This is a genomic window from Aestuariibacter sp. GS-14 (assembly GCF_006494365.1).
In the GTDB taxonomy this organism is placed as follows: Bacteria; Pseudomonadota; Gammaproteobacteria; order Enterobacterales; family Alteromonadaceae; genus Alteromonas; species Alteromonas mangrovi.
This window is the reverse complement of the sequence record NZ_VHIP01000004.1, coordinates 97,166-109,080: the sequence shown is the minus strand read 5'-3', so window position 1 is coordinate 109,080 and position 11,915 is coordinate 97,166. Positions and strand designations below refer to the sequence as shown.

Sequence of the window (11,915 nt, the reverse complement as noted above, 5' to 3'; positions counted from 1 at the left end):
GCCTTTGCTTAGGACACTAAAAAATTACATTCTGTAGCTGGCGCCCAGGAAGAACTGGCGACCTGTTTGAGCAACGCTCCATACGCGACCACCAACGTTTGGTGATGTGTAGTCTACGATTGGCTCATCGGTAAGGTTAATGCCTTCCAGAGTGATCTTTAAGTTCTCAGATACGTTGTAGCTGGCCGAGAAATCAACGTGAGTCGTTGCACCTACATAACGTTGTTTATTCAGGTCATTGTTAAATGACGTGGTAAATTCGTCGCGGTTGGCAATCGAAATACGCGCACTGAATACATCATCTTCCCAATAAACGGTGAAGTTAGAAGACTTTTCAGACAATCCGGTTAACTTAACATCTGAGTTTACAAACGTCATGTTGGCCAGGATACCAAATTTCTGCATCCACTCAGGTCCTGGCAGGAAGTTCAACACTTGCTGATACTGGAACTCAGTACCATCAAGCTTGCCACCTTCACCGTTTACAGTGCGACGAACCTGGAAGTCAAGATTGTTAGCAATATCAGCCTGTCCACCCAGTACGCTGTCTGGTAAGCCTACTTGCTGCCAGTTAAGCGTTGTAGTTTCGCTGGTTGGGAATGATTCGATATCTTTCACGAAATACGCAACTGAGAACAGTGCACCTTCATCGAAGTAGTATTCGGCAGACAAATCAAAGTTTGTTGCGCGGAATGGGTCGATGAACGGGTTACCATAGCTAACTGTCAGGTTAAATGCATCAACACTTCCACCTGGAGACAGTGTGCTAAGGCTTGGACGTGACATAACATCTGCATATGCAGCGCGAAGCACCAGATCTTCAGTTACATCCAGCGCTAAGTTAACTGATGGCAGGGTGTCTGAATAATCGTTTTTAACCGAAGTTTCAGCGCCATTTACCAGACCTTTAGATTCGACGTCAGTTGTAGCGTAACGAACACCTGCGTTACCGCGTAGGTCCATGTCGCCCAGCTCTACGAAGAAGTCAGCCTGAATGAAATAGCTTAAGTTTTCTTCGTTTACTTCATAGGTATCACCGCTGTTAGGCGCATAAGACCAGCCGCCACTTGCCAGAAACTGTGGGATCTGAGCATTGGATGCCATAAAGAAGGATTGTCCACCAGCGTTGATTGTTCTGCCGTCAGAAGCAGTCAGTACGTTGCTGATACCATATGCTACGCCATCTGCTGCGCCGTCTGCTGCATCGGCAGATTCAAATGTTTTGTCTGCACGCCAGCCGTCGATTTCATAGGAGTAATCTTTGTACGTTACACCACCTTTCAGGGTTACGATGTCATTTACGATGTACTCAAAGTCTGCGCGGGCGTTGTCATAACTGGAGCTCGCTTTGTACAAACGATCACGGTACTCTGACAGTTCCCAGTTTGCAGGGTTTGTTGTATCAAAGCTGTAATCAATTTGCGGGCTCATTTGATTAGTAAAGTCATAGGTTACCGCAGATGAGCTGTTTGCATAATCGAGCATACGGCGCGAATCATTCACACCAAAGTGTTCATAGATCACGGTAACTTCACGGTTATCCAAATCAGAAGACGACGTACCGATTAAAGCATTAACGGTTAAGTTGTCACCAATGTGCTGCTTCAGATCAACGCTGAATTGTGTAAATTCAGATTCCCAGTTCGATACAAAGTGTTCAGAGCGAACGTCCACTTCATGAACAGTTGCAGCAATGAGACTATCGTTTGCGTCTACTGTGTAATCGGTTAAATATGACTGACCAACACCCAATGAGTTTGTACGGGCAAGTGAGATCGCCTGCATGAAAGGCTCATTGCGCACTGATTCGATAGTAGCGTATAAAGCGTCAACGGTAATGGTTGTATCGTCGCTTGGCGCAAATTGGAGAGAGGCTGTTAAACCAGTGCGATCCTGATCGTGCGTTTTGTCAGCAAAACGCGGGAAACGAGGGTGCCAGTAGCTGCTTAAATCTTCAGTTTGTGTGCCCAGGCAGCTTGAATCAGTACAGAAACCGTCATCTTCCCAACGGCCCGTATCAGAACCAACGTTATTCACCATACGTGATGAAAATGAAGCCGATACCAGGAAACCCAGTGTGCGGTCATCGTTAGTGTAACTTGCCAATGCAGACAAGCGCGGTGTCGCTTCTTGAGACTGGTCGTTGTAAGACGCCTGACCATTTAGCACTACAACATTTTCTTTAAAATCGAAAGGGCGACCGGTAGTCAGATCAACCGTTGCACCTAATGTGCCTTCTTCCAGTTCTGAAGAGGCTGTTTTGTATACTTTGATTTGGTTAAACAGTTCAGAGGCAAATACGTTAAAGTCGAACGCACGGTCTTTACGTACACCACCGGTGCCCGCAGACAGCGATTGCGCTTGCATGCCGTTAAGCTGAACACGGGTGAAATCTGAGCTCAAGCCACGAACGGTAATTTCACGTCCTTCACCTGCCTCACGGCTAATTGCAATACCTGGAATACGTTGCAGTGATTCTGCGATGTTTTGATCCGGGAAGTCGGCAATGTCTTCCGCCAGAATGGTATCAACGGAGCTGGTAGACGCGCGCTTGGTTATCAGCGCTTTTTGCAAGCTGTCGGCAAAGCTCGACGCGCGAACTTCAATTACCTCAACCATATCTTCATTGGTTTCGGCACTCTGCGCAAATACAGCAGTAGGAGAAAGCATAGCGCACGCTACAGCAATACTAATAGGTGCTTTTTTAAAGGACTTGGCAAATTTCATTCGTGGTTCCTCACGTTTTATCGCGCCTGCTTCAGACATTGTTTAATAGCAGACACATTGTGTGCATGGGTACTGATGCTTGCATCACCTGTTATTTTTATTCTTGAAGTTTACAAGCGATTAACAATATATGCCTTTATGCTACCGGTGGCAATAGGGTATTTTTAATTTTTTACATTTTTTGCACACAATTTCACAATTGGTAATGCTGTTTCAGAATAAAAAACACTCAGATGAATGGTATGCATTTAGCGGTGAATGCATTTTTAAGCTATATTAAACAATAATTTAATTGATTTTTGACGATTGGCTGGCATTTGTGAAGAATTCCATTTACAACTTGACAACATGGTTCAAGTTAACCAAAATGCTACCGGTAGCAATAAGCGTTTCAATTTTGTTAACACAGGGGTAGATAATGGCTAACAAGCTAATCAAGGTTGTCCTTATGTCACTGGGAATGGCAGTAGGCAGCAGCATGGTTCAGGCAGAGCCACTGGACAATACTAAGGCCTGGTCGCAACGTATGGTGGAATCTGAAATGGTTCGCTTTCCACAAGCCTGGATGATGGACTGGGATGAAAAGCCAACCTGGGATTATGTTCATGGTTTAAACCTGCTTGCCTTTTCCCGTGTGTATGAGCAAACCGGCGATCAGCGTTACTTTGATTACCTGAAAGGGTACTACGACACACTGATTGACGATAAGGGCAATATCGCCACTTATAAGAAAGAGAAGTTTAATATCGATATGATCAACGCAGGCAAGGTACTGTTCTTCCTGTACGATCAAACCGGTGATAAGAAATACATGCTGGCGGCTGACAAGCTGCGTGAACAGTTTGACGAGCATCCACGCACCAGCGAAGGCGGATTCTGGCATAAGCAACGCTATCCCTACCAGATGTGGTTGGATGGCCTGTACATGGGCGCGCCTTTCTATGCCGAATACATTATGCGCAGTGGAAAAACGGAGCAACTGGACGACGTCTTTCTGCAATTCGAACTGATTGAAAAACACCTTTATGATGCTAAAACTGGCCTGCCGCGTCATGGCTGGGATGAATCACGCGAGCAAAAATGGGCTGACAACGCTTCCGGTTTGTCGCCTCACCACTGGTCTCGCGCACTGGGCTGGTATGCCATGGCAATGGCTGATGTGCTGGATATCGTGCCGCCCCATCTGTCTAAACGTGCCTGGTTGGCCTCGCGGTTTGAAAATCTGATGACGCAGGTTGTGAAATACCAGCATTCAACCGGTACCTGGTATCAGGTAACAGATCTGGGCGACCGTAAAGGTAACTATCTGGAAGCATCTGGTTCGGCTATGTTGACCTATGCCATGGCGAAAGGCGTTAATTTGGGCGTGTTACCTGCTGACTTTAAAAAGCATGCTGAGAAAGGCTTTGCTGGCTTGGTAGATCAGATGATTTCAGTTGATCCGCAAACCAATGTTATTACGCTTGAAAAAGTATGTGAGGTAGCTGGGCTTGGCGGTAACCCTTACCGCGATGGAAGTTTTGAGTACTACATGAGTGAGCCAATTCGCCCGAATGATCCAAAAGGGGTAGGTCCGTTCATTCTGGCAGCCGTTGAACTGGGTAAATAGTTCATGTCAGCGGTTAAGTTTTGGGGCTTGGGTATTTTGTTAACCGGCCTTTGTGGCTGCGGTGGCGCTCATCCACCGCAGTCACCTCCCATTACCGGTACGCCTTTACTGTATCAGTCGGATAATGGTGACGGGACTTACCGCAACCCTATTTTGCATATCGACTATTCCGATCCGGATGTGGTAGCCGTAAATAACAACTACTACATGACTGCATCCAGCTTTAATGCAGTGCCCGGCCTGCCAATTCTGCATTCCACGGATTTAGTAAACTGGACGTTGATTAACTACGCGTTGCCCATTCAGGTGCCGGCAGAACATTATGCCCGTCCACAACATGGCAATGGCGTGTGGGCACCCAATATTCGGTTTCACGACAATCAATTCTGGATCTTCTACCCTGACCCGGATTTCGGCATTTACGTGGTTACCGCTGAAGATCCCGCAGGCAAATGGAGTGAACCTCGTCTCATTTTACCGGGTAAAGGATTGATTGATCCTACTCCGCTGTGGGACGACGATGGTCAGGCCTGGCTATTACATGGTTGGGCCAAAAGCCGCGCCGGTTTTAATAATGTACTGAGTTTACGCAGCATGGCGAATGACACCAGTTGGGTGTCAGACGACTACACTCATGTTGTGGACGGACATGCATTACCCGGTTACCGCACGCTGGAGGGCCCCAAATTTTACAAGCGTAATGGGTATTACTATATCTTTGCGCCCGCAGGTGGGGTTGAAACGGGCTGGCAGTCGGTATTTCGGTCAAAAAATATTGCCGGGCCCTATGAAAGCAAAATCGTAATGAACCAGGGCAACACCCTAATCAATGGTCCTCACCAGGGCGCCTGGGTGCATACTGCTCATAATGAAGACTGGTTTATTCATTTCCAGTCGCGCAAAGCTTACGGCAGAATTGTACACTTACAGCCTGTTGTGTGGCAGAACGACTGGCCTATTATTGGTCAGGATAGCGATAACGACAGCATTGGTGAACCGGTGTATCGCTATAAAAAGCCTAAGAGTATAAATGGTGGAAAAATAACTGCCCAGCCCACCAGTGAGGAATTTAACGACAAGCAATTTGGCTTACAATGGCAGTGGAACGCGAATCCGGGAGAAAACTGGTACAGCTGGGAAACTGAATCACAGATTCGCCTGCAAGCCATGCCTAAAGTGCCTGAAACCGGCAACAATTTGTGGATGACACCTAACTTATTACTGCAAAAGTTGCCCGCTCAACAATATCAGGTACGAATGAAAATGACCGTGCCAGCACAAACCACTTCTCTGGAAGCCGGGCTGTTATTGTTTGGCGAGGACTACGCCTGGGTTGGGGTAAAAGCCATCCATGGTCAGCCTCATTTGGTGTATGTGCAATGTCGCAATGCCCGTACCGGTTGTGACGAAAACGTGCACGACTATGGTCCGTTAACGCATACCACCGTTGAATTGCGCTATATTTTGGCATCAGATGCCACCGCGGTGTTTGGTTATCGCTATAACGACGCTGAACCGTTTACGGCAGTAGGTGAACAATTTACTGCTCGGCGTGGTCGTTGGGTTGGCGCTAAAACCGGGATCTTTGCGGTAACCAATCCGCTGGATACAGAGCCGGAACTGCCTAATGCGCACCCTGCCGGTTTCGTGGATGTGGATTACGTAAATTTCATTCCGATGAACAGAGAGTAACCGGGGTATTACGTTGAAACGACAGCTAATCTCACTTGCATTAACCCTGATAGCGACACTGTGGCTGCCAGCACTGGCACAGGACAGTGCCTATCAGGTTGATGATGGCTACACGCCCGGAGAGCGTTTCGCGCGTTACAAAGCCGAACATCCTGAATTACAGTGGCCAGCACTGCAATTTCGTGAGGGGCAGACAGTTGAGTTTGAACGGCCCTACAAGTCACTTGGTAGTCGTGATTTACATATAGATACCTTCTTTCCGTCGGCTGAAAATCACAACGGCCAGGCCATAATACTTATCCATGGCGGCGGTTGGCGTGCAGGTAACAAATCCAATTTTTATCCGTTGGCCAATAAGCTGGCTCAACTTGGGTATACCGTATTTACCCCCGAATATCGATTGTCGATAGAAGCGCAATATCCAGCCGGTATGCAGGATATTGCAGATGCAATTTTGTGGGTGAAGTCGAACAGCGAAACGCTGATGATACACCCTCAGCAAGTCGCTATCGGCGGCGGCTCTTCCGGTGGCCAAATGGCAGCGTTAGCCGGGTATACCGCGCATACCTCTTTATACAAATCGGACAGCCACAAATCGGACAGTCATAGTGACACCAGCGTTAACGCTGTTATTGATCTTGATGGCGTGCTGGATTTTACCACACCACTTGCCCTGAAATTTGAGAACAAACGCAAAGCAACCTCAGCGGCGGCGTTGTGGCTGGGCGCTGATTACGAGGCAAATCCGGCACGCTGGAAAGAAGCGTCTGCTGCTACGCACGTAAACAAGGCTGCACCGCCAACGCTGGTGATCAGCAGCGGTCAAATCCGATTCACTGCCGGACATGAGGCAGTGGGGCAAGCACTCAATCAATACGGCATCCATTACGAATTTGTTGCGCTGCCGCCTACTATTCACACATTTTGGTTGTTTGAACCTTATTTGAGTCAGACAACTGACACTATTCATACCTTTTTACAGCGTGTTGCAACGCAAGGAGTACCCCAGTGACAATGTCGATGAACCGTCGGTCTTTATTAAAATTAATGGGTACAGGCTCAGCCGCCATGAGTGCGCTAACAATGTCAGGTTGTACTGGCAGTGCTGCTGCAAACAGTGATTTTGCGTGGAATGAGCAGGCCAACGCAATCCGGGCGCGCATAGTGCCACCGAGTTTCCCATCACGCAGTGCCGTTATTACCGAGTTCGGTGCCAAAGCGGGTAGCGGTGAGAACGCAAGTGCCGCCATTCATGCCGCTATCGATGCGATTGCTCAGCAAGGTGGTGGGCGCGTGGTAGTACCTAAAGGTGAATTCCATACCGGCCCTGTGCATTTAAAGTCCAATATCAATTTGCACATAGAAGAAGGGGCAACACTGCACTTTTTAACCGACCCCGAACTCTATAAACCCTATGTATTCACGCGTTGGGAAGGCATTGAATTAATGGGCTATTCCCCACTGATTTATGCCTATGAGCAAACCAATGTAGCGATCACCGGAAAAGGCACCCTGGAAGGCGGCGGTAGCCCTAACCACTGGTGGCCCTGGAAAGGCAGTTGGAAAGAAGCTGATTGGGGCGACCATCCGGTAGAAAACCAAAAATTTACCCGCGATGTGTTGCGTCAAATGGCGGAAGATCAGGTGCCGGTAGCCGAGCGCGTATTCGAGGAGAACTACCTGCGCCCGCCCTTTATACAGCCCTATAAATGCAAAAACGTACTCATTGAAGGCGTTACGGTTAAAAATTCGCCATTCTGGCTGGTTAATCCGGTGTTGTGTGAAAACGTAACGGTTACTGGCGTGCATTGCGAGAGCCATGGACCTAACTCTGACGGCTGTGATCCGGAAAGCTGTAAAGACGTGCTGATTGAAAACTGTGTGTTTGATACCGGTGATGACTGTATTGCCATTAAATCGGGCCGCAATGCGGATGGTCGCAGAGTGGCAGCGCCGTGCGAAAACATCCTTATTAATGCTTGTAAAATGAAAGCGGGGCATGGCGGTGTGGTGATCGGCAGTGAAATTTCTGGCGGAGTGAAAAATCTGTATGCTCAGCATTGTGAAATGAGTAGCCCGGACCTGGACCGTGGGATTCGCATTAAAACCAATTCCATTCGCGGCGGGCATTTACAAAATCTGAATTACCGTCACTTGCGCATTGGTAAAGTCAAAGACGCCATTGTGATCAACTTCTATTACGAAGAGGGTGACGTGGGGCAGTTTATGCCTACGCTTGAAGCGATCTCAATTGAAAGCTTGCATGTGGTAGAAGCTAAGCGCGCTTTTGTGATGCGCGGCTATCCTCATACGCCCATCACGGGCGTGTCGCTGAAAAATATTACCATCGAAAAAGCCGATAAAGACTCTGTAATAGAGAATGTGACCGGGATCACCCAGGAAAATATCGTGATTAACGGCAAGGCCACGGTGATCTAATATGCTTATTCAGGGACGAATCGCCGGGCTGCTAGCGCTACTGTTGCTGCTTGCAGGTGGCTGTGGCTCGCAGCCTCGAACGCAGCATGAGCGTATTGATGCCAGAGTATTCGCTACGCCGGGTGACGGTACTTATACCTCAGTACAAGCTGCCGTAGATGCTGCACCAAACGCACAGAACTGGACCATTTTTATTGGCCCGGGTGTCTTTGAGGAACGGGTGATCATAAATAAACCCGGTATTAGGCTGGTGGGTAGCGGAAAACGTGAAACCAAGATTGCTTATACCCGTTATGCTGGCGAGCCGGTGACGCCAGGCAGTACCTCTGGATCGGAGGAAACATGGGGTACGTTTCGCACCGCCGTGGTAGAAGTATTGGCGCCCGACGTCAGCCTGTTCGATTTAACCATCGAGAACACCTACGATTACCCTGCTGATGACAAGTTACCGAAAGGGCATCCAAACAAAATCCGTGGCACTCAGGCCGTGGCATTAAAGATTGCAGAACAAGCCGACCGCACCGTATTGCAACGCGTTGCGCTAATGGGTTATCAGGATACGCTGTACGCCGAGTCAGGCCGAACTTACATTGCCGATAGCGAAATATTCGGGCATGTAGATTTTATTTTTGGTGCGGGAAATGTGTTGTTTGACTATACGGATGTGATCTCTCGCCCCAGAGCGCATCCGATGACATTCACCGGTTATGTGACTGCGCCCAGCACGTTAATTGAGCAAGACTACGGCTTTACCTTTTTAAATTGCAGGTTACTGCGCGAGATTGGTGTGCCCAATAACAGCGTACCGCTTGGCAGACCCTGGCACCCCACCACCACATTTGCAGATGGCAGATATGCCAATCCAAACGCCATTGGTAAAAGCACCTTTATTAATACCTTTATGGACAGCCACATTGCTCAGGTAGGGTGGAGCAGTATGGGAGGAACCGCTAAAGACGGTACGCGAAAGCAGTTCATGCCACTTAGCGATGCCCGTTTCAGTGAATACGGGAGTTATGGGCCGGGTGCGTATAACAACGCCGACAGACCCCAGCTATCCGATGCTGAACTCCTGCATTACACCCCGGGTGCGGTGTTGAATCACTGGACACCCACTACATTGTCCAGGGCGGCGCATCGCCAGCTCATTCAATAAATCGTGCTGCCGGAGCTAAGGTATTCAGGCTCTGGTGGCAGGTACTCCATATATTGCTCACATTCACCAAAAAAAATTCAAATTTTTTTTAATAAACCCCTTGAACTTGTCTGGGTACTCCCCCATTTAACCACGCAGAAACAAATTACGACCCAATTGGGTCACACTAGGTAAACGGTGTATCACTCAAGTGTGCGCCGGCTAATCATAAAAATTGAATAGTTAGATTATTCAGGAGATTTGAAAATGGCAATTCGTCCTTTACACGATCGCGTTATCGTCAAGCGCGCAGAGCAAGAAAGCAAATCTGCTGGCGGTATCGTATTGACCGGTTCTGCGGCAGAAAAATCGACTCGCGGTAAAATCATCGCCGTGGGTAACGGTCGCATTCTGGAGAATGGCGAAGTGAAAGCATTAGACGTAAAAGTCGGTGACACCGTTATTTTCAACGACGGTTACGGCGTAAAAACCGAGAAGCTGGATGGCGAAGAAGTGCTCATCATGAGCGAGAACGACATTCTGGCGATCGTAGAGTAATAAACCGTTTAACCGAATTGAGAGGAATTTGAAATGGCAGCTAAAGAAGTACGTTTTGGTGATGACGCCCGCACAAAAATGCTAAGAGGCGTAAACATCCTGGCAAACGCAGTTAAGGTTACCTTAGGTCCAAAAGGCCGTAACGTAATACTGGATAAGTCATTTGGCGCACCTACCATCACTAAAGATGGTGTATCTGTAGCGAAAGAAATCGAGCTGGACGACAAGTTCGAGAACATGGGCGCACAGATGGTTAAAGAAGTCGCGTCTAAAGCAAACGATGAAGCGGGTGACGGTACTACTACTGCAACTGTACTTGCACAAGCCATCGTTACTGAAGGCCTGAAATCAGTTGCTGCGGGTATGAACCCAATGGACCTGAAGCGCGGTATCGACAAAGCGGTATTAGCAGCGGTTGAAGAACTGAAAGCCCTGTCTACTGAATGTGCCGACAGCAAGTCAATTGCACAGGTAGGTACTATTTCTGCAAACTCTGACTCAGAAGTGGGCGGCATCATTGCAGAAGCAATGGAAAAAGTAGGTAAAGAAGGCGTTATTACTGTTGAAGAAGGCCAAGCGCTGCAAAACGAACTGGAAGTTGTTGAAGGTATGCAGTTTGACCGCGGTTACCTGTCTCCTTACTTCATCAACAACCAGGAAAGCGGTGCGGTTGAATTAGACAACCCATTCATCCTGTTGGCAGACAAGAAAATCTCTAACATCCGTGAATTACTGCCTACTCTGGAAGCAGTAGCAAAAGGCGGCAAGCCATTGCTGATCATTGCTGAAGACGTAGAAGGCGAAGCGCTGGCTACGCTGGTAGTAAACAACATGCGCGGTATCGTTAAAGTGGCTGCGGTTAAAGCACCAGGTTTTGGTGACCGTCGTAAAGCCATGCTGCAGGACATCGCTGTTCTGACTGGCGGTACAGTAATTTCTGAAGAAATTGGTCTGGAACTGGATAAAGTTCAGTTAGAAGACTTAGGTACTGCGAAGCGCGTAGTGATCAGCAAAGACAACACAACTGTAGTTGACGGAGCGGGTGAAGAAGCGTCTATCGTGGCACGTTGTGAGCAAATTCGCGCACAAATCGCTGATTCAACATCAGACTACGACAAAGAAAAACTGCAAGAGCGTCTGGCTAAACTGTCTGGCGGTGTAGCAGTAATCAAAGTTGGCGCAGCAACTGAAGTTGAAATGAAAGAGAAGAAAGACCGCGTAGAAGATGCACTGCATGCAACTCGCGCTGCGGTTGAAGAAGGTGTGGTACCTGGTGGTGGTGTAGCACTGGTACGTGCGGCTGCTAAACTGGTTGACCTGACCGGTGACAACGAAGATCAGACTCACGGTATCAAGCTGGCACTGCGTGCTATGGAAGCGCCACTGCGTCAAATCTCTATCAACTCAGGTGCAGAAGCGTCTGTAGTTGTAAATGCAGTGAAAAACGGTTCTGGTAACTTCGGTTACAACGCGGGCAACGACACCTACGGCGACATGCTGGAAATGGGTATCCTTGACCCAACTAAAGTAACGCGTTCTGCTCTGCAATTTGCTTCTTCTATCGCATCTCTGATGATCACGACAGAAGCAATGGTTGCTGAACTGCCAAAAGATGACGCGCCAGATATGGGCGGCATGGGCGGTATGGGCGGAATGGGCGGTATGGGCGGCATGATGTAAGCCACCCATAAGCTAAACGCTTTTCAGAAAGGCACTCTTCGGAGTGCCTTTTTCTTTGCAATAGAAAATAACGGA

The 11,915-nt window shown here is 48.3% G+C and carries 8 protein-coding genes; 7 read left to right on the top strand and 1 reads right to left on the bottom strand.

Annotation, left to right across the window (positions count from 1 at the left end; genetic code table 11):
- Window positions 1-24 precede the first annotated feature (24 nt).
- On the bottom strand, window positions 25-2,727 hold the full coding sequence (locus FJ444_RS08280) for a TonB-dependent receptor (protein ID WP_181405101.1): 2,703 nt from the start codon (window positions 2,725-2,727) through the stop codon (window positions 25-27).
- Between the two features lie 418 nt (window positions 2,728-3,145).
- Between FJ444_RS08280 and FJ444_RS08275 the strand changes: the two genes are divergently transcribed.
- The 7 genes from FJ444_RS08275 to groL all read left to right on the top strand — a co-directional run bounded on the left by FJ444_RS08275 (window position 3,146) and on the right by groL (window position 11,840).
- Window positions 3,146-4,336, top strand: coding sequence for a glycoside hydrolase family 105 protein (locus FJ444_RS08275; RefSeq protein WP_140957759.1), 1,191 nt, complete (start codon window positions 3,146-3,148; stop codon window positions 4,334-4,336).
- A 3-nt stretch (window positions 4,337-4,339) separates the two neighbouring features.
- Window positions 4,340-6,028, top strand: coding sequence for a glycoside hydrolase 43 family protein (locus tag FJ444_RS08270; RefSeq protein ID WP_140957757.1), 1,689 nt, complete (start codon window positions 4,340-4,342; stop codon window positions 6,026-6,028).
- A 13-nt stretch (window positions 6,029-6,041) separates the two neighbouring features.
- The gene (locus FJ444_RS08265) at window positions 6,042-7,040 is read left to right on the top strand and encodes an alpha/beta hydrolase (RefSeq protein WP_140957755.1); all 999 of its coding nucleotides are present in this window, start codon (window positions 6,042-6,044) and stop codon (window positions 7,038-7,040) included.
- 2 nt (window positions 7,041-7,042) lie between these two features.
- Window positions 7,043-8,467 carry a glycoside hydrolase family 28 protein gene (locus FJ444_RS08260; protein WP_140958034.1) on the top strand — a complete coding sequence of 475 codons (1,425 nt, stop codon included), beginning with the start codon at window positions 7,043-7,045 and terminating at the stop codon, window positions 8,465-8,467.
- 1 nt (window position 8,468) lies between these two features.
- Complete coding sequence (locus FJ444_RS08255) at window positions 8,469-9,623, top strand: pectinesterase family protein (protein ID WP_140957753.1); 1,155 nt, start codon at window positions 8,469-8,471, stop codon at window positions 9,621-9,623.
- A 246-nt stretch (window positions 9,624-9,869) separates the two neighbouring features.
- A complete protein-coding gene (locus FJ444_RS08250; protein WP_140957752.1) occupies window positions 9,870-10,160 on the top strand; it encodes a co-chaperone GroES in 291 nt (96 codons plus the stop codon).
- A gap of 33 nt (window positions 10,161-10,193) precedes the next feature.
- Window positions 10,194-11,840: a chaperonin GroEL gene (groL, locus tag FJ444_RS08245; RefSeq protein WP_140957750.1), complete on the top strand. Its 1,647-nt coding sequence runs from the start codon at window positions 10,194-10,196 to the stop codon at window positions 11,838-11,840.
- Window positions 11,841-11,915: the final 75 nt, after the last annotated feature.